The sequence below is a fragment of the Rhodovulum euryhalinum genome (genome assembly GCF_004342445.1).
In the GTDB taxonomy this organism is placed as follows: domain Bacteria; phylum Pseudomonadota; class Alphaproteobacteria; order Rhodobacterales; family Rhodobacteraceae; genus Rhodovulum; species Rhodovulum euryhalinum.
Genome location: NZ_SLWW01000002.1, coordinates 140,615 through 158,655 on the forward strand (window position 1 = coordinate 140,615; position 18,041 = coordinate 158,655).

17 protein-coding genes, 1 tRNA gene, 1 pseudogene and 1 CRISPR repeat array are annotated in these 18,041 nt (G+C 68.1%); of the genes and pseudogenes, 6 read left to right on the forward strand and 13 right to left on the reverse strand.

Features of this window, described 5'->3' with window-relative positions; translation table 11 throughout:
* Window positions 1-88 precede the first annotated feature (88 nt).
* On the forward strand, window positions 89-1,015 hold the full coding sequence (locus EV655_RS02975) for a VOC family protein (RefSeq protein WP_132541598.1): 927 nt from the start codon (window positions 89-91) through the stop codon (window positions 1,013-1,015).
* A gap of 191 nt (window positions 1,016-1,206) precedes the next feature.
* A CRISPR array of direct repeats spans window positions 1,207-1,968; the repeat unit is 29 nt; unit sequence CGGTTCATCCCCGCGTGGGCGGGGAACAG.
* Window positions 1,969-2,047: 79 nt separating this feature from the next.
* On the opposite strand, the gene cas2e is transcribed toward EV655_RS02975, so the two are convergent.
* From cas2e to cas3, 8 genes are all read right to left on the reverse strand, one after another.
* Window positions 2,048-2,332 (reverse strand): type I-E CRISPR-associated endoribonuclease Cas2e, encoded by a 285-nt coding sequence (gene cas2e / locus EV655_RS02980; RefSeq protein WP_279389324.1) that lies wholly within the window; start codon window positions 2,330-2,332, stop codon window positions 2,048-2,050.
* A gap of 6 nt (window positions 2,333-2,338) precedes the next feature.
* Window positions 2,339-3,283 (reverse strand): type I-E CRISPR-associated endonuclease Cas1e, encoded by a 945-nt coding sequence (cas1e, locus tag EV655_RS02985; protein ID WP_132541604.1) that lies wholly within the window; start codon window positions 3,281-3,283, stop codon window positions 2,339-2,341.
* Window positions 3,280-3,954 (reverse strand): type I-E CRISPR-associated protein Cas6/Cse3/CasE, encoded by a 675-nt coding sequence (cas6e, locus tag EV655_RS02990; protein ID WP_132541607.1) that lies wholly within the window; start codon window positions 3,952-3,954, stop codon window positions 3,280-3,282. Before cas6e ends, cas1e begins: the two co-directional genes overlap by 4 nt.
* Entirely contained in the window at window positions 3,951-4,643 is a 693-nt protein-coding gene (cas5e, locus tag EV655_RS02995; RefSeq protein WP_132541610.1) for a type I-E CRISPR-associated protein Cas5/CasD, read from the reverse strand. The genes cas6e and cas5e overlap by 4 nt, the downstream gene beginning before the upstream one ends.
* Window positions 4,643-5,707: a type I-E CRISPR-associated protein Cas7/Cse4/CasC gene (cas7e, locus tag EV655_RS03000; protein WP_132541613.1), complete on the reverse strand. Its 1,065-nt coding sequence runs from the start codon at window positions 5,705-5,707 to the stop codon at window positions 4,643-4,645. The genes cas5e and cas7e overlap by 1 nt, the downstream gene beginning before the upstream one ends.
* Window positions 5,704-6,198 carry a type I-E CRISPR-associated protein Cse2/CasB gene (gene casB, locus EV655_RS03005; protein ID WP_132541616.1) on the reverse strand — a complete coding sequence of 165 codons (495 nt, stop codon included), beginning with the start codon at window positions 6,196-6,198 and terminating at the stop codon, window positions 5,704-5,706. The genes cas7e and casB overlap by 4 nt, the downstream gene beginning before the upstream one ends.
* Entirely contained in the window at window positions 6,195-7,655 is a 1,461-nt protein-coding gene (casA, locus tag EV655_RS03010; RefSeq protein WP_132541619.1) for a type I-E CRISPR-associated protein Cse1/CasA, read from the reverse strand. The genes casB and casA overlap by 4 nt, the downstream gene beginning before the upstream one ends.
* A 79-nt stretch (window positions 7,656-7,734) precedes the next feature.
* Window positions 7,735-10,230 (reverse strand): CRISPR-associated helicase Cas3', encoded by a 2,496-nt coding sequence (gene cas3 / locus EV655_RS03015; RefSeq protein ID WP_132541622.1) that lies wholly within the window; start codon window positions 10,228-10,230, stop codon window positions 7,735-7,737.
* A 348-nt stretch (window positions 10,231-10,578) separates the two neighbouring features.
* Between cas3 and EV655_RS19110 the strand changes: the two are divergent.
* Window positions 10,579-10,686: pseudogene (locus EV655_RS19110) on the forward strand (helix-turn-helix domain-containing protein); the annotation flags it as partial.
* 53 nt (window positions 10,687-10,739) lie between these two features.
* On the opposite strand, the gene EV655_RS03025 reads toward EV655_RS19110, so the two are convergent.
* The 4 genes from EV655_RS03025 to EV655_RS03040 all read right to left on the reverse strand — a co-directional run bounded on the left by EV655_RS03025 (window position 10,740) and on the right by EV655_RS03040 (window position 14,538).
* Window positions 10,740-10,815 (reverse strand) — tRNA-Thr (locus EV655_RS03025).
* A 191-nt stretch (window positions 10,816-11,006) separates the two neighbouring features.
* Window positions 11,007-12,404 (reverse strand): heme biosynthesis protein HemY, encoded by a 1,398-nt coding sequence (locus EV655_RS03030; protein WP_132541625.1) that lies wholly within the window; start codon window positions 12,402-12,404, stop codon window positions 11,007-11,009.
* 13 nt (window positions 12,405-12,417) lie between these two features.
* Window positions 12,418-13,734: a COG4223 family protein gene (locus tag EV655_RS03035; RefSeq protein ID WP_132541628.1), complete on the reverse strand. Its 1,317-nt coding sequence runs from the start codon at window positions 13,732-13,734 to the stop codon at window positions 12,418-12,420.
* Window positions 13,735-13,815: 81 nt separating this feature from the next.
* On the reverse strand, window positions 13,816-14,538 hold the full coding sequence (locus EV655_RS03040) for a uroporphyrinogen-III synthase (protein ID WP_165905253.1): 723 nt from the start codon (window positions 14,536-14,538) through the stop codon (window positions 13,816-13,818).
* A 76-nt stretch (window positions 14,539-14,614) separates the two neighbouring features.
* Between EV655_RS03040 and tsaD the strand changes: the two genes are divergently transcribed.
* Genes tsaD through EV655_RS03060 form a run of 4 tightly spaced genes read left to right on the forward strand, consistent with a single transcriptional unit; the run spans window position 14,615 to window position 17,357 of the window.
* Window positions 14,615-15,703: a tRNA (adenosine(37)-N6)-threonylcarbamoyltransferase complex transferase subunit TsaD gene (tsaD, locus tag EV655_RS03045; RefSeq protein WP_132541634.1), complete on the forward strand. Its 1,089-nt coding sequence runs from the start codon at window positions 14,615-14,617 to the stop codon at window positions 15,701-15,703.
* Window positions 15,700-16,665 (forward strand): NAD(P)H-dependent glycerol-3-phosphate dehydrogenase, encoded by a 966-nt coding sequence (locus tag EV655_RS03050; RefSeq protein ID WP_132541637.1) that lies wholly within the window; start codon window positions 15,700-15,702, stop codon window positions 16,663-16,665. The genes tsaD and EV655_RS03050 overlap by 4 nt, the downstream gene beginning before the upstream one ends.
* A 3-nt stretch (window positions 16,666-16,668) precedes the next feature.
* Window positions 16,669-16,944, forward strand: coding sequence for a YciI family protein (locus EV655_RS03055; RefSeq protein WP_132541640.1), 276 nt, complete (start codon window positions 16,669-16,671; stop codon window positions 16,942-16,944).
* Complete coding sequence (locus EV655_RS03060; protein ID WP_132541643.1) at window positions 16,944-17,357, forward strand: EVE domain-containing protein; 414 nt, start codon at window positions 16,944-16,946, stop codon at window positions 17,355-17,357. Before EV655_RS03055 ends, EV655_RS03060 begins: the two co-directional genes overlap by 1 nt.
* A gap of 243 nt (window positions 17,358-17,600) precedes the next feature.
* Here the strand turns inward: EV655_RS03060 and EV655_RS03065 are convergent, their stop codons facing one another.
* Entirely contained in the window at window positions 17,601-17,942 is a 342-nt protein-coding gene (locus EV655_RS03065) for a DUF2853 family protein (protein ID WP_132541646.1), read from the reverse strand.
* Between the last annotated feature and the right edge of the window lie 99 nt (window positions 17,943-18,041).

Here is an 18,041-nt window from a genome sequence, read left to right on the forward strand (position 1 = left end):
CAGCCCCCGTGTCCGCCCTTGTCCCTCCCCGGATCGACCCCACACTAGGGGCATCTCACGGCAACCGGAAGCGAACAGGAGAAAAGCGATGGCACAGCCTGTGGAGGGCCTGCATCACGTCACGTCGCTGGCCACCAGCGCGGTGGCGAACAACGCGTTCTTCACCGGCACGCTGGGACTGCGCCGCGTCAAGAAGACGGTGAATTTCGACGCGCCCGATGTCTATCACCTGTATTACGGGGACGAGACCGGCACACCCGGCACGGTGATGACCTATTTCCCCTACGAAAGGGCGCAGCGCGGCACACGCGGCACCGGAGAAATCTCTGTCACGGCCTTTTCGATTCCCGAGGGCAGCCTGCGCGCCTGGCAGACACGGCTTGAGGGCGCCGCGGTCGCGGGGCTGTCGCGCGATACCCGGTTCGGCGAGACGCGGCTGGAATTCGAGGGGCCGGACGGCGAGCGGTTCGCCCTGGTCGAGCGGGCGGACGGGCGCACCCCCTGGACCGGCGGGGGAGTCGATGCCGGAATGGCGATCCGCGGGTTCGACGGGGTGACCCTACGGCTGGCAGAGACGGGGCCCACAGCCGATCTGCTGCGATGCCTCGGCTACGAGGAATCCGCCCACGAGGGTACCCTGACGCGGTTTTCCCTGTCCGAAAGCAACGGTGCGGGGATTGTCGATCTCGAGACGGTTTCGGCCCCGCCCGCCGGGCAGGGCGCGGGCTCGGTCCATCACGTCGCCTTCGCGGTGCCCGACGATGCCGCGCAGAAGGCGCTGCGCGCGGCGTTGACGCGGGCAGGGATGCAGGTCACCCCACAGATCGACCGGGACTATTTCCAGTCGATCTATTTCCGAAGCCCGGGCGGCATCCTGTTCGAGATCGCGACGAACGCGCCCGGCTTTACCCGCGACGAAGACCCCGCGCATCTGGGCGAGGCGCTGAAACTGCCGCGCCAGCACGAACACCTGCGCCCGCGGCTGGAGCGCGATCTGGCGGATATCGACGCATGAAAACACAAGCGGCGCCGCGCAAAGGCGCGGCCTGGGATTTGTGGTGCCGGTGAAGGGGGCGGTCCGTCAAAATCGAACTGTTGAACAGCGCGGTTTTCAAATTTTTTACAATAACTTACGCGACAAGCACTCAACCCGGCTGCCAAGTGTGTGTGCTTGGCATGTCGGAAGCGTGTATCCGTTGATAACGGCGGTTCATCCCCGCGTGGGCGGGGAACAGGCATCGGTGGTCGAGGTCTGGCCCAGCACCGCCGGTTCATCCCCGCGTGGGCGGGGAACAGGAGGCGGCCAGCTACTCGGCCGCCGCCTACACCGGTTCATCCCCGCGTGGGCGGGGAACAGGCCGCTGCGTCGGCGCCCGCCGTCCATCTCGCCGGTTCATCCCCGCGTGGGCGGGGAACAGGCTGACCAGCTCCACCAGCCGGTCGATACCCCACGGTTCATCCCCGCGTGGGCGGGGAACAGGGATGCGAAACATCCGGCGTCATGCGCCGGGCCGGTTCATCCCCGCGTGGGCGGGGAACAGTCAAGGTGCACCAGGTCGCGGGCCACCAGCCTCGGTTCATCCCCGCGTGGGCGGGGAACAGTCCTTCTTGCTCAGCAGCCCGTCACGCAGGCCCGGTTCATCCCCGCGTGGGCGGGGAACAGAGCGACGGGGTGAGGCGCAGCTGCTTCTGCTCCGGTTCATCCCCGCGTGGGCGGGGAACAGGCGCCGGGGTCCGCATGATCGAGGCGCGCACGCGGTTCATCCCCGCGTGGGCGGGGAACAGACTATCACTGCCAGTGATCGTCAGCCAGAGGGCGGTTCATCCCCGCGTGGGCGGGGAACAGGTTGCAGAGCGCCGTTGCGACCTCGTAGGGGACGGTTCATCCCCGCGTGGGCGGGGAACAGGCTGACAGCGTTCTGCCCGAGCGCGGCGTAGTCGGTTCATCCCCGCGTGGGCGGGGAACAGTCTTGCTGCAGACCATTGATCTACCGAACAAATCACGATGTCAAAGAGCTTACCGAAAAGATGGCCTTTCTATGGGCCCTCACCGCGGCATTTCGGGAAGGAAGCTCACCAGCTTCAGACCATCGAAATCCACCGGCATCCGCCGGTTCTTTCCGGCCGTGAGGAAATCGTAACCCTGATCGGTGGGCGCCTTCCAGACCATCACCGCATCGCCGGTCGCGAGCCCGGCCAGGACCTGGTCCCAGATCATCTCGCGCGTGCGGGCGGAGTAGTCGCCGACGTAGACGCCGGCGCGAATCTCGACCAGCCAGGCGGCGAGTCGGCCGCGCAATCTCGGGGGCGCATTGGAGACGACCACGACCATCATGGGTCACCTGTGGCCCGGATCGCCGGAGGGCGGCGCGTCGGGAAAGGCGGGGGACACGGCCTCGGCGGGTGGATCGGGACGCGGCAGGTCCCCCGCCGACAGAACCTCTTCGATTGCGGGAATGATACGACCCAGGAGTCCGGTGCGCCGGAAGGCATCACGGCAGGCCAGCCGCACCGCGCGGTCGGGGGCCATGTCGAGCTTGCCCTTCGCCGCCTGGCCCGCAATGCGAAACGCCTCGGGCACCACTGTCTCGAGCTTGTAGAGATCGGCGATGTCGTAGACGAATGATAGCGGCTTGCCCGTATGCAGGAAACCGATGGCGGGGGCATAGCCCGCCGCCAGGACGGCAGCCTCGGTCAGGCCGTGCAGGCAGGCGGTGGCGGCGGAAAGGCAGCGGTTGGGTATGTCGCCGGCCTCCCAATCTGCGGGGTCGTAGGCGCGGCGTTTCCAGTCCACCCCGTACTGCCTGGCCAGCAGCGCATAGGACTCGCGGACCCGCACGCCCTCGATGCCGCGAAGCTGGTCGATTGAACGGCGCGAGGGCGCGGCCTCGCCGAAGCGCATGGCGTACATCTTGCGCACGACCCTGAGACGCGCCGCATCGTCGAGGGCGATCGACGCCTGCCAGAGCAGACGGTCCGATCGCGCCCCGCCGGGCTGCCCCGCCGAATAGAGCCGCACGCCGCCTTCGCCGACCCAGGTGATCAGCGTTCCCACCCGCGCCGCCAGCGCGATGGCGGCATGGGAAATCCGCGCGCCCGGTTCCAGCATGATCCCGGCCAAACCGCCAACCGGGATCTGGGTGCGCGTTCCGTCGGCATTGAGCGCGACGAAGGCGCCGTCCGCCACATCGAGCCGGGCGCGCTCCACGAAAACGAGCGAGGCGCGATCTTTCAGCGGGATTGGCCGCGGCGGCGGCAAACCGGGAAGGCCGCCCCCGCTCATGCCGCCCGGCGGATCAGCATCAGGCCGCAGCCGAAGGCCTTGGCGCGACCAAAGCCGCGGCCGAGCTGCGCCAGAAAGGCCGCCGCGTCCGTGACCTCGATGCGGCCCTCAAGATCGAGGATGCCGAATTGTGGCTGGCCCTTGCGCGGGCCGCGGTGATCGGGAAGCGCCACGGTCGAATAGTCGCCGGCCGCGGCCGTCACGACCTTGAACCCCGCCGCCTCGCCCTGTCGGGCGAGCCAGGCCGCGCCTTCCCGGCTGGCCGCCGCCATTCGTTCGGGGCCGCGCGCGCCCCCAGGAAGGCCGTGCAGCGCATCCATCACGACATCGACGCGGCGATTGCCCTCGCGCCTTGTCCGGGTCGCATTGGCGCGCAGAACGAAGTCGAGCCGTTCGCCCGGCGCAAGGACCGGCGCGTATTCCCTGACCTCATGCGGCGCGAACAGATCCATCGGTTGGGGCGGGCGTTCCGACAGGGTCAGGAACGTGCCGTCATGCTCTTCGCGCCAGAGGAAATCACGGCGACGGTCCGGGCCGTCGGCAAACGCCGCCCAGAGGAGCCTGTGGTGGGCCGACCAGCGCGGCCCAGCCTCAGACGGCATAAGCAGCCCGGAGAGAGCCTGCGCAGAGGGGCTGCACGACAACCGGATCCGGCTGAGATAGAGGTTCATGGCGCGCCTCCCACGGTGATCGTGACATCGCGGAGCGCAACGCGACGCGGCGCGAAATGCCAGAGCGCCCTGTCGCGGGGGATGTCGTGGACCTGTTCCTGAACGACGTCGTCCTCTGTCGCGTCGCAGATCAGCATGCGGGCCGTGGCGGTTCTGGCGCGACGCCAAGGCGGCAGTGTCAGATACGCCAGCGCGGCCTCGGGGCTGTCCGCCTCGATCACCTTTGCCCCGGGCGGGGCCGCCAGGGGACATGACTTGCGGCCAAGATAGAGCGTGTAGCGAGGGCGCATCAGGGCCGCCGCCAGCGCCTCCAGCCCTTCGCCCCAGACCGCGACACCATAGAGCGCCCCTGCCCGGTAGTCGCGCAGGGTGATGGTGGTGTTGGTGCGCCCGCGCGCTACGGCGAGCGCCTCGGGACGTGAATTGGGGCGTTTGGCGGCAGCCGAGGGCACGGTTTCGACCGTGTGGTAGTCGCGCAAGGGGGCGCCGGCGTCGAAGACGGCCACGGCCAGGTCCAGAGCATCCAGCGCGGCAAAGTCGCCATCGCGGTCGATCCCGAGTGCAGCGCCAAGCAGCCCCAGGATCGCCGAACGCCCCGGCCAAGCCAGCGAACCGCGTCGCTCATGCCCCGCCAGTTCACCCATCGCGCCGAGCGCGGCGGTCAGGCTGAACACCAGATAGGGCTTCATCACGCCCCCCGAACCACATCGCCTGCAAAGCGCACGACCTCGTCCAGCGTGCCGCCCACGCCCACGTGCAGGATGCAGTCGGCCTCCCAGGCCTGGCCATAGGCCGCGTCAATATCGGCGCGGGCCTTGGTCAATGCGGCCACGGAATTGTCGAGGAAAGGCGGTTTCCTGACCGGCTCGAAAAAGGCGCCCGACAGGTCGCGCGGGGCCTGCGGCCCTTTCTCGGCCAGGACATAGTGGGCGCGGGGATGGTGAGCAAAGCTGTTCTGCTTGCCGCGCGGGGTGGTCTGGGCGATGGCACGCGCCAGGGCCTCGGCCGCCTTTGCAGCGAGTTCACGCTCGCCGGCGAGGTTCTCGATCAGCAGGTCGGCGTTCACGCAGACATACTGGTAATAGACGCCAGACCCGAATGCAGTCTCCCCGAGGTGGCCAGCCCCGGTCTCTTCAGCCTTGTTCAGATCGTCCACCGCCGAATACCAGTCTTCCTCGGCCTGCGCGGGATGGGTGGTGATGGCATGGGCCACCTGCACCGCCGCGTCGCGGTTGAAATCGGCATCATCGGCCAGCATCCGCCCGAACATCGCGATGTCCACGGCACCATCGGCCCGGCGCAGCACCAGCTTCTTCAGATCCTTTTCCTTGGGCAGGTCCTCGCCCGCGATGATCTTGCCCGCCAGGTCCTCGGCCAGACGCCACTCCTCGGGCGAGATGAAGGCCAGCGTCGTTGCCACCCGTGCCTTCTCTTCCTTCTTCGGCGCCTCCAGCTTGCCGAAGATCGCGGCGACCTGCTCGGCGGCCTCGCGGGCCGCGTTCTCCGGCGCGCCGTGCCCCACCAGCCGCTGGACCAGTTCGTCGTAAAGCCGCTTGGTGCGCGTGCCCATGTTGTCCTTCAGGTCCAGTTCGAAGAACGCGCTCTCGCGCAGGGCGCGCTTGATCGACTGAGAAGACATCCGCAGGCGCGGGCTGCCGCCGACCATCGCCTGTTTCGGGCGGCCCTGGTCGTCGCGGTTCGGGTTCGAGGGGCCATAGCTGGTCAGCAAATGGAATTGCAGAAAGGTGCTCATTCGATCGTCTCCTTCAACTCGTCCTTGGGCGCATCCGCCCCGAAATAGTGAAAACACCAGCGCGGCCGGGCGGCCTCCCAGTGCAACAGGTCATTGGCCAGCGCGGCGACGTTGCAGCGCCGGTCGGCCATCGTGATCGCGCGGCGCAAAAGCGCGGTTAGTTCCTCGCCCTCGGCGCGCATCAGGCGCTGGAAACGCAGATTGGACAGCACGGGTTCCGCCCCGCCCAGACGCCGGGCGAGCGTTGCGCCATCATGCTCGCGCAGCTCGGCCAGCAGACCGGCGAGCCGGACGATTTCGCCCGACCGACCGGGACCGATCCCCAACGCCCGCGCCAGATCCTGTACGGCCGGTTCGCACAGCACGGCCATGGGCGCAGCCCGCCGCAGCCGCGCCGCGAGCGCCCGGGCTGCCGCGCTGTCGCGCGCGCCGATATGCGTGCTCCACCAGCCAAGGGCCACGGCCCCCGGCGTTTTGCCGTCATCGCTCATGCCGCTTTCCCCTTCTTCGTCACGGGAGGCTCCATCCCGAGATGCGTAAAGATCTCCCGCCCCTGCTTGCCAAAGCCCGCGAACGCACCCGTCAGGTACTTCCGCGCCTCGACGATCCGCTTGATCCGGTCGGTTTCGCACTGGTCGAGCCCCGGCACGGCCAGCGCATCGAACTGCCGCAAGGCCTGGGCACGCAGGTCGGCATGCCACGCACCCCGCGGGTCATCGCCGGACTTCAACTCCTGAACCCGTTTGAGGAAGCGATCCTCGGTCCGGGCAAAGAACGCCTCGCGCTCGGCCTCGCGCGTCTCGCCAGCCGCCAGAACGGGCTCCAGCGCCCCACGCAGCGCGACCCCGGCCGCCTCGGCCGCAAGGATCATCCCCACCAGCCAATCCTCGGCCTCGACGGACAGGTTCAGCAGGGGTTGCACCGACAGGATGAAATCGCGCGCCTTCATTTTGTCCATGGCCCAGCCCGCAACGATGACCGACGCCTCGCCGCTCCGCTCCCCCCAGTCGCGCAGGGACAGCGACCGTTCCAAGGTTTCACTGCCCACCTCCTGCGCCACGACCCCCAGCCAGTTGCGATAGCCGAACCGGCCTGCGCGCGGGTGTTTCGGCGGCCATTGCTCGCCAGCTTTCATTCGGTAATGGGGGCTGAGCGGATGTTTCCACAGGGTATAGTTCGTGCCCCATGGCTTCTGGATGACGCCGGTGACCCCCGCATCATCGCCGATCAAGCGCAGCCGCCGCGGCATGCCGAAGAACGCCTCGGCCCCGAAGACCCGCCCCTCGGGCGGCAGCGTCTGCTGCCCCGTGTCAGAGATGTTCGTCGGCCGCATCCAGGGCAGGTCGCCCAATGTGCCGGGCGCGCCGCAGGGGACGTTGGCCCAGACCAGCGGCCACAGCCCCTCGCCCGGATCGACAAGCGTGACCAGCGGGCCACCGCCGCGCATCGAGGTGCGGTTTCCTGCACCGCCCGCCGGGGCATGGGCCTGAAAGGCGTAGAGCGTCATGGCGGCCAGCGGCAGGTCAATCTGCGGGTAGCGGCCGCGGTGGACCATGAGGTCGGCATTGTTCTTCGCCGCGTTCGCCCCGGAACTGTCGATGAACAGCATGTCCACGGTGTTCACGTCGCCCACGAGCGGCTCCAGATCCTGAAGGAACCGCGGCCCGTCGCCCAGCAGGTTGAACGCGGGCGCAAAGGGGGCCAACCGGTCCTTCAGGCGCTGCGGACCGGGGGCAATCCGGCGCTGCCACTCGCCATTGTTCGCGGGCGGGTCGGCCAGGAACACCAGACCGATCAGAAATTCATAACAGGCGATGTTCAGATCCGGGCGCGGCCAGTCCGGGCGCGCAATGCCGGGTTCGGCCATCTGCCAGGGCGCGATCACCCGCCGCGTGCCATCGGCGCAGAGAACCGGAATCCAGGGGTCTTCGATCAAATTGAGGGGCATGAAAACTCCGATCGCAACAATCAAACAAAGAGAGACCACCCACCCCAAAACCTGTAAAGAGGGTCAATTGGCAAGGGTGTCAGCTTTTGTCACCGAAGGTCAGCCCAAGCGATCCTTCATACCGCAACCCCGCACAGATCGTTCCGTCCTCGGCGACCGGGCACAGACGGTACTCGGCGCGCTTCCAGTCTGGCCAGTCGCAGGTGACGGCGGCGATCTCGGGCGCGGACTGATCCGGCAGGGGCAGCGCGTCCAGCCGTTTCAGGCGGGCCGAGACCTCGGACAGCGCCCAGGCCTCGGGCCCCTCCCCGTCGGCCCAGGGCCGCAGCCCGCCAGCCTCATGCCGGGCCAGCACCAGCACCCGCTGCGCTTCGCCCAGCCGCGTCGGATAGCGGGCGTCGTCATTGGCCTGTCCGCCCGCACGATAGCCCGCCGCCAGATCGACGATGTTCTGTGCCGCATGTCCACGCGCCGCAGAACCCTGCCCTTCAGCCGTGACCTCGGCCTCGACAAGTGCCTCGGGGATCGGCCGCGCGTCGTTCCCATGCACAGCCTCGATCAGGGCCCGCAACCCCGACGGTGACTCGATGCGCCCAACCCGGAACAGCACGTCCGCCGTGCGCCACTGATCGGCCACCGGATACACCCAGGCGCCCCGGTCGAGCGTGCCGTGCAGCCAGCGGGCGTCGACCACCTGCGCCGGATCGGGCGACAGCACATGCAGGACCGGCGCGGGAACCGGGCGCGATGCGGCGGGGCGCCGGTCCATGTGCCGCCACAACCGCCCGGCGCGCTGGATCAGGGCGGCCATTGGCGCGAGGTCGGACACCATCACGTCGAAATCGAGATCGAGCGAGGATTCCAGAACCTGCGTGCCGATCAGCACGAAGCCTTCGCGCCCCTGGCACTGCTTGCCGACGCGCGCCATAACCTCGGCCTCGATCCGCTTGCGGTCGCTCAGCGCGAAGCGGGCATGCAGCAGATGCGCCGCGATCCCCCTTTCGCGAAGCATCGTGATCGCGGCGATGGCATCGTCCACGGCGTTGCGCACCCAGACACAGGCCGCGCCCGTCTGCGCCGAATTTTCCAGGAGGTCGGCCGCCTCATCCGTTCCCGTCAGCCGCTGGACATGGACCGCACCCCGAGCTCCCGTCGCTTGCGGCAGGTCGGTCACGGGCGCAGCGCCGGCTACGGTCAATGCTGGATAGGCCGGGCTGTCCGAGTACCCCTCGTAAATGGCCAAAAGCCGCGCCCGTTGCGCCATCGGCAAGGTTGCCGTCAGCAGGATCGCCGAGCCCCCGGCTGCGCGATGCATGCGAAGCAGCGCCTCGAGTTCGGCACCGATATAAGGCTCGCCCAGTTCGTGCACTTCGTCGACGATCAGGATCTTCGACGACAGGCCGAAATGGCGCAGCGCCTGGAATTTCACCGGCAACACCGACAACAGTGCCTGGTCGATCGTGCCGACACCGACATCGGCCAGCAGGGCGCGGCGGCGGCTTTCGGCCAACCAGCTCGAACAGGTTGCCTCATCCTCGCCGCACGGCCCGCCCGTCACCAGATCGCGGAACTCGACCGACAGCCCGGCCCGGCCATGGGCCAGCGTCAGGGTGGTTTGCCGGTCGAACAGCTTGCCGACGGTCCCGGCGGCGCGGCGGAACATCGCGTCGGCCGTCGCCATCGTCGGCAGCGCGACGAACAGGCCCCGGCCCTTGCCCGCCAGCAGCATGCGCTGCGCCAGGATCAGCGCCGCCTCGGTCTTGCCCGCGCCGGTCTCGTCCTCGATGATGGCCAGCATCGGCCCATCGGTCAGGGGAACCTCGGCGCAGGAGGCCTGCATGGGTCGTGGGGCAAAATCGAACAGGCGCGTGTCACGGGCCCTGCCGGATGCAAGGCCCGCACCGGCGACGGCGGTGCGCGCCGCTTCGCGCGCCCTGGCCCGGTAATCCGGCAGGCCGGGGCATGAGGTCGGCGGCCTGAACAAGTCCGTATTCGACCCGATCCAGTCCGCAACCGTGCAGAACCCAGGCAACCACCAGGACAAGGCGACCGTCCGTTCGTCGGACAAACCGTCCAGGGAGGCGTTCGGCCAGAGCCCGCAAAAGGCCTCCACCGCTTCACGCGCGTCTTCCATGCCCGCGCCGACTGCCTCCAGCGCCAAGCGGTAATCGCGCGTCCGTCGTCCGGAATATGCAAGCCCGCCCATATTCCGCTTTGGCGGTCGCCCGTGATGCCCCGCAACAGCCGCATAGAGCGTTTGCCGGTGCCAGCAATCGCCCCCGAGATGCGCCGCCACAACAGTGTCCAGTTCGAACAGGAGGGCCTCGGTCAATTCCCAGTGACGGAATGACTGCGGGACTCCCTTGCGCAGCATCCTCCGGAAGCTCTCGCTGATCTTGCCCAGATCGTGCAAGCCGACGAGAAGGACCAGAGCCTCCTGCAATGGCCGGCCAAATCCAAAGGGCTCGATCAGGCGTTCGGCGACCGCTGCCACATCGAGCATGTGATGGACTGCCAGATGTTCCGGCAGTCCCGGAGCATCGGCGCTCTTGCCCGGCCAGTCGGGGAATCCCATCCTGCCCTCCCCATTCAAGGGCCTAAGATATTCGCACCCGCCCACGGCGATGGATCAGGCCGAGACAGTTCACTCGTCGTTAAATGTCCAGTTGCCTCGCGAACCAGTCCCGACTGCGGCCCGCCGATCTCCCTTGCCGCCATGAAACGCATCACATTATTGCAAACGCGCGGGGTAAAGGTCGACATGATCGCCACGGGCATCGACATCAGTTCGCGCGCAGGCTCCGAGTCTGCCAGCTCCCAGTAAGGAAAAATGCCGTGATATGCCGCTGAATGTGCCGCGCAGAATCGCGCCGACCCATTCTGGGCATCAAGATGGCCGCTCCCTTCGTACAAGGGCCTCTCGCAGGATGAGCTTGCGTACCAGGCTGATCTTCACCGTACCTGTGTCAGCGGCGTCGAGCGCGGGGTAGAAAACCCCACGGTCCTCATTGTCGCCAAGCTCGCTGTCGCGCTGGGCGTGGAGTCATGCAGGCTATCTGAATTAAACGGTTGGATCGAGAAGACTGGTGCCGCTGAAGGGACTCGAACCCCCGACCCCATCATTACGAATGACGTGCTCTACCAGCTGAGCTACAGCGGCACTCTTCTCTGTCTTGGCCATACTATGGCCCTACAAGCTCCACAAGCCCCGATCTAACCCACTGGCTTTATTCGTCTTTCTTGGGCGGGCCCAATCATTACGAATGGATTGCTCTACCAGCCGAGTTATACCGGCACTGTGGCGCGGTCTTTATCACCCTCCTACGGGGGTGTGTAGACCCTTTTTCGCGTCTATCCTGCGGGCTTGTCCTTTGGCCCGCCGACCAGCAGCGGCAGCATGTCCGCCGCACCCGGCAGGGCGCCCTGCGGTGCGGGCGCGCGTTTCCACGCGAGCGTGTCGAAACCGTGGCATGCCGAACAGACAGGCGCCCATGTCTCGTGCACCGCACCGCAGCTGTCGCAGACCCATTGCAGGCCCCGGGGCGCGCTCAGCGCCTTGGCAAGATAGCCCCGCACCACGCTGTCATCCGCGCCCATGCCGCGCTCGATCGCAGCCATGAGGATCAGCGCGCGCGCGGTCGGATCGGTTTCGACCAGATCGCCCAGCGCCTTGCGCGCACCGGGGAAATCCTCGGCGGCGACGTGAAGCTCGGCCATCAGCATACGGGCCTCGGGATCGTCGGTCTTGCCCAGGACCAGCGATTCGAACCGCTTGATCCGGTCTTCGGGCGTCTCTTCGGGCGCGATCTCGGCAAAGGCCGCAGCAAGGTCGGGATGGGGTTGCACGTCCCAGGCGCGTTTCAGAACCTTGACCGCCTGCTTGGCCTTGTCCTGCTGGACCAGCGCGCGCGCCGCCATCGCGGCCGCGGGGATGAGGTCGGGCGACAGCCGGTTCGCCTCTATGGCAAGATCGCGGGCCCGCGCGGCTTCGCCATCGACCAGAAGATCGCGCGCCTCGCACAGTGCGAGGATCGCGTCACGCCGCTTGTGGACGTCACGCGGCAGGTTCCCATGGCGCAGCTTGGCGTTCAGCGTCTGGCGCGCCCCCTTCCAGTCCTCGGCCCGGGCTTGCAGTTGCAGCAACGTGTCCTGCGTTTCTTCGTGCCGCGGCTTCAGCGCAAAGGCCTTCTCGGCCAGTTGCATCGCGGTGTCGGTGTCGCCCTCGGCAAGCTTCTGCTTCATAAGCCCGCGCACGCCGACAAAGCGGGTGCGGTCGTCGGTCACCAGCTTCTTGTAGATCTCGGTTGCACGCTTGGTATCTCCGGTCATCTCGGCCGCCTGCGCGCTCAGCAGGTTCGTCAGCTCGGGCCGGCGGAGATAGCGTTCGGCCTTGGCGGCGTTCGACATCGCCAGCCGGGCCTCGCCCGAGGCCAGCGCCAGCATCCCGTCGGCCAGTGCCTGAAAGCCGCGGCGTTCCCGCGAACGGCTGAAATAGCGCGAGATCGCGGTTTCGTCGCCGTTGAGAAAGCGCAGCACCGCCACCAGAAGCCCCGCAAGTTTCAGCACCAGCCAGACCGCAACCACCAGCAGGATCGCGACGATCACCGCCTGCAGGGGCCCGAGTTCGAACTCGACATTGGCCACCGCGATGCGCAGGCCGGGGGCGTTTTCCATCAGGATGCCCGCGCCAAAGGTCAGGCCCGCGACGATCGCGACGAAGATGAGGATCTTGAGAAGAGACCAGAGCATGTGTCGCGCGTCCTTAGTTGTTCAGGCTTTGCTCGAGCGCCTCGGCGGCCTCGACGGCATCGGCACGGGCGACGGCTTGCGCGATCCAGTCGGCCATTTCGGCCTTGGGAGGGTCGGGCAGGGCGTCAAGTTCCGCAAGGGCAGCGCGCAGCTCGCCCCCGCGCAGCGCGGCTTCGGCCCGCGACAGAACCGCATCGGCATCGTCGCCCTCGCGCGGTTCCAGCGAGCGCAGGCCAAGCTGGCTGCGCATGAAGGCATTGAGCCGGTCGCCGACGCCCCCGGCAGCCTCGACCGCAAGCGCGGCATCCAGCGCGGCACGGGCGGCAGGCGGAAACTCGATCTGAAGCTCGGGGAGGGTGGCGACACCACTGGAGGCCACCCGCGCAAGGCCCTCGGGCACCTCGATCGCGCCAAACTGGCCCAGCGCAGAGTCGAAGGCCGCGCCATTCGCCAGCGCCGCATCGATCCGCATCAGGGCGGCGCGCGCCTCGACCTGGGCGGCGCGGTCCATCGCGGCGCCGATCTCGGCCTCGGCCTCGTTCGCGACCGCGGTGACGGAATCGGCCAGCTTGGCGTTCTCGTCACGCTGGGCGGCAAGTTCCTCGCGCATCAGGGCGATCTCGCGCTCGTAGGCGGCGACGGCCTCGGCGGACTCTTCGCCAACCACGGCAAGTTGCGCCTTGGCAAGCTCTTCCATGCGCGCGTCAAGCGTACTGACACGCTCGGCCAGCGCAGTCATCTGCTCGGCCAGCGCCGAAATCTCGGGGGCCAGCGTCTCGGCGCCAGCACCGGCCGCGCCGGCAAGCTCGGCCACCTGGTCCTGCAGCGCGGCGACCTGGTCCTGGGTCTCGGCAAGGCGCGCCTCGGCTGCCGACAATGCGGCCTGCGCCTCTTGGCCCAGACCGGCGCCGGGGAAGGGCCAGCCCTCGGGCTTGACGTATTGTGCGGCACCATAGCCGAGCCCAGCCGCCAAGACGCCGCCGATCAACGGCGCGAGGAAACCGCCCTTGCGCTGCGGTGCGGGCGCGGCAGGCACCGGCTTGGGCGTGGCCGCGGGCTCCTGCACCGGTTCGGCCCTGGTCTCGTCCCACGAGGCGCTGGCCTCGTCGAGCGTATCGGCCAGATCGCGCGGCGCGTCGAGCTGCCCTTCGCTGGTCCCCGAGGGCGTCTGGTCGGAAACGTCATCGGTTCCGCTATCCTCGGGCGGCGCGACAGCGTTGTCTGCCATTTCCGCATCGGCCTCGTCGATCCGCTCGGGTCCGGACACGGTCTCGGATTGCGACAATTCAGAGCTGTCCTCGGAAACCTTGTCGTTCTCGGTATTGGCCACGGAAAACCGCCTTTCGATTCGCTTCGCCTCGGGCCGCGCTTCGCACGACGCGCCGCACCATACTGGCTCGCCCCTACGGCCTCAAGGCGCAGGGGCTGCGTCAATCAAACTGGCGAGCGCGTCAAGCATCGCCGGGGCGTCGGGCCGCGCGGCCTCGCACAGCGCCACCGGCCGGGGTCCGGCCCAGGCCGCGGTCACCGCGGGACTCATCGTGGCAAGCGCCAAGCGGCCGGTTCGGCCCCGAAACTGCTCGCCCACCAGCCGCGCCGAGCGCGGAGAGAACAGCGGCACCAGCGTCAGCGGCGCCGCGCCGACGCGCGCAAGTGCCTCCGGTCCAAGGGGCAATGCCTGCTGGCGGTAGACAATCAATGTCTCGATCTCGAAGCCGAGCGCCGCAAGATCGCCCTCGATGTCGCCCGCGGCATGCTCTCCGCGCAGGTGAAGCAGTCGGCCTTCCGGGCGATGCGAGGCAAGATCCCGGACAAGCGCCTCTGCCGTTCCCTCGGAGGCGGTCGTGGAAAAACCGACGGACTGCGCCGCCTGCGCCGTGCGATCGCCGACGCACCACGCATGCAGCGACCGGTCGGGTTGCACGGCCGAAAAGGCCGCAACCCCGTTTTCCGATGTGAAGATGAGCCCCGACACACCATCAAGCGGGATCGGCGCGCCGGTCGGTGCGATCTCCAGCACCGGGGCGGTCACGACGTCAAAGCCCGTGCCGAACCGCGCGGCGAAGGCCTCGGCAAAGCGGGCCGACTGGGCGCGCGGGCGCGTCAGCAGCAGCAGCGGTCTTTCGTCGGGCAAGGCGGGCTCTCCCGGGATTGTGCCTGTCATCGGGCTGGTGTTACCTGCCCCCGGCAAGCGAGGCAACGGCAGAGCCATGGGCGACACCCTTACGGTGCTGGGACTAGAAAGCAGCTGCGACGACACCGCGGCCGCCGTGGTGCGCCAGCGCGACGGCGCGCGGCCCGAGATCCTGGCCTCGGTAGTCAAGGGGCAGGCCGAGCTGCACGCGCCCTTTGGCGGCGTGGTGCCGGAAATCGCGGCGCGCGCCCATGCGGAAAAGCTGGATATCTGCGTCGAGGCGGCGCTGGCGGCGGCGGGGATCGGGCTGTCCGACCTGGACGCCATCGCCGTCACGGCTGGACCCGGGCTGATCGGCGGCGTGCTGTCGGGCGTGATGTGCGCCAAGGGGATCGCGGCGGCGACCGGGCTGCCGCTGGTGGGCGTCAACCACCTTGCGGGTCACGCGCTGACGCCGCGGCTGACGGATGGGCTGGACTTTCCCTATCTGATGCTGCTGGCCTCGGGCGGGCATTGCCAGTTCCTGTCGGTCGAGGGGGTCGAGGATTTCACCCGGCTGGGCGGCACCATCGACGATGCGCCGGGCGAGGCCTTCGACAAGACGGCAAAGCTGTTGGGGCTGCCGCAACCCGGCGGCCCGGCGGTGGAGCGCGCGGCCGAGGCAGGTGACGCGCGGCGCTTTGCCTTTCCCCGGCCGCTGATGGACCGGCCGGGATGCGACATGTCCTTTTCCGGGCTCAAGACGGCGCTGTTGCGGGCACGGGACGCGGTGATCGCGGAAAAGGGCGGGATCACGGTACAGGACCGGGCGGACCTGTGCGCATCCTTCCAGGCGGCGGTACGCGACGTGCTGGCGGGCAAGGCGCGGCGGGCCATCGCGGCGGCACCCGTGGGCTTGACGGCACTCGCCGTGGCGGGCGGGGTCGCGGCCAACCGGGCGATCCGGGCGGCGCTCGAGGACGTGGCGGCAGAGGCCGGGCTGCCCTTCGTCGCGCCGCCGCTGGCGCTCTGCACCGACAACGCGGCGATGATCGCCTGGGCCGGACTGGAGCGGTTCCGGCTGGGCGCGCGCGACGGGATGGACCTGGCCGCCCGGCCCCGCTGGCCGCTGGACGAGAAAAGCCCCGCCTTGATCGGGACGGGCAAGAGAGGAGCAAAGGCATGAGCGTGATCGGAATCGCAGGGGCGGGCGCCTTCGGCACGGCCATGGGCGTCGTACTGGCGCAGACCGGGCGCGAGGTGGCGATCTGGGCCCACGAAGAGACGTTCGCCGAGGAAATCCGGCAGCGCAACGAAAACGCCCGCCTGCCCGGCGTGAAGCTGCCGGAGAACGTCGCGATCACGTCGGACATCGACGACATCGGCCGTTCGGAACTGGTGTTGCTGACGACGCCGATGCAGGTTCTGGCAGGGATGCTGCAAACCCATGGCGGGCGGCTGTCAGCGCGCGCGATGGTGGCCTGCTGCAAGGGGGTGGACCTCGCCACGGGGCGGGGACCAGTCGCGATCATCGCGGAAAACTGCCCGGCGACGGTGCCCGCGGTGCTGACCGGCCCCAGCTTTGCCGCCGACATCGCCCGTGGGCTGCCCACCGCGCTGACGCTGGCCTGTGCCGATCCGGGCGTGGGCGCAGCGTTGCAGGAACAGTTGTCGACCCCCACGCTGCGGCTTTACCGCACCACCGACACGGTGGGCGCGGAACTGGGCGGCGCGCTGAAGAACGTGATGGCCATCGCAGCGGGGATCGTGATCGGTACCGGGCTGGGCGAAAGTGCGCGCGCGGCGCTGATTACCCGCGGCTTTGCCGAGATGCAGCGCTTTGCCCGCGCCTATGGGGCCGAACCCGAAACGCTGGCGGGGCTGTCGGGGTTCGGCGACCTGGTTCTGACCTGCACCTCGACCCAGTCGCGCAACTTCAGCTTTGGCGTGGCGCTGGGCAAGGCCCAGTATTTCGACCCCGAGGTGACGGTCGAGGGCGCCGCCACCGCGCGGGCCGTCGCCGCCATCGCCACGGCGCGCGGCATCGACATGCCGGTGACGCAAAGCGTGGCCCATGTGATTGACGGCCGACGCAGCATTTCCGAGGCTGTGAAGATCCTGCTGAGCCGCCCCCTGAAGGAGGAATGACCGATGCCGCTGTTCGCGCTGATCTGCCGGGACAAGCCCGGTCATCTCGACACCCGCAAGGCCAACCGGGACGCGCACCTTGCCTATATTGCCGAAACCGGAGTCGTGGCGCAGGCCGGTCCGTTCCTGGACGGGGCGGGGCAGATGTGCGGGTCGCTGGTGATCCTCGACGTGACCGACCGCGCGGCGGCAGAGGCCTGGGCCGCGGGGGACCCCTATGCCAGGGCGGGGCTGTTCGACAGCGTCGCCATCGAGGAATGGAAGAAGGTGATCGGCTGATGGCGCATTGGCTGTTCAAGTCCGAACCCAACACCTGGAGCTGGGACCAGCAGGTGGCGAAGGGCGAGGCCGGCGAGGAATGGGACGGGGTGCGCAACTATCAGGCGCGCAACAACATGCGGGCGATGAAGGTGGGCGAGAGGGGGTTCTTCTACCACTCGCTGTCCGAGAAGGCGGTGGTCGGCATCGTCGAGGTGATCGCGCCTGCGCACCCCGACAGCAAGGCCGGCGATCCGCGCTGGGAATGTGTGGACATCAAGGCAGTGCAACCCCTGCCGCGCCCGGTGACGCTCGAGATGTGCAAGGCCGACCCGCGGCTGGAAAAAATGGTGCTGGTCAACAACTCGCGCCTGTCGGTGCAGCCGGTGACGGACGAGGAATGGCGGATCGTCTGCGAGATGGGCGGGCTGTAGGCGCAAGAGGGCACCCTGGCCGACAAGCCACGAAAAAATGGAGGGCTCCGCCAGATGCGGAACCCTCCATCACCCCACGTGCACCCTACGCACCACACGTGAACTTGTCTGAGGGCCCCGCCATACTGGAGGGCATGTCCGGACCATAACCCGGACGCCCGATCCATGCAAAAGGCAAGTGCCTGCAATTTAAGACGAACGCGCAGGCACATGGACAGGGGGTCCGTTGGCGGGCCCCGGGGGTCAGCCGTAGATCTTCTCTTTCCCGAAATGCCGGGTCAGCATGTAGTAGATCACGGCGCGGTACTTGTTCCGCTCGGACTTGCCATAGGTCTCGATCACCGCGTGGATCGCCTCCATCAGCTCGGGGCCGTCCCTGAGCCCCAGCTTCTTGACCAGGAACTTGTCCTTGACGGTTTCCAGTTCGCCGGGCTGTGACCCGGCCACGATGGCGGCATCGGCGTCATAGATCGCGGGACCGCAGCCGATGGTGACCTTGGTCAGCAGATCCATGTCGGGCTCGATCCCGCACTTGATGCGCAGGTCCTCGGCGTATCTGGCGATCAATTCGTCTCGTTTTCCCATGTTCAAACCTCCCAAGCTGACAATCCGGATGACAGAAGTCCCCAAAACCTAGGCAAAAAGCCGCAGCCCACAAACCGAAATTTCACGCAGATCGAGCCG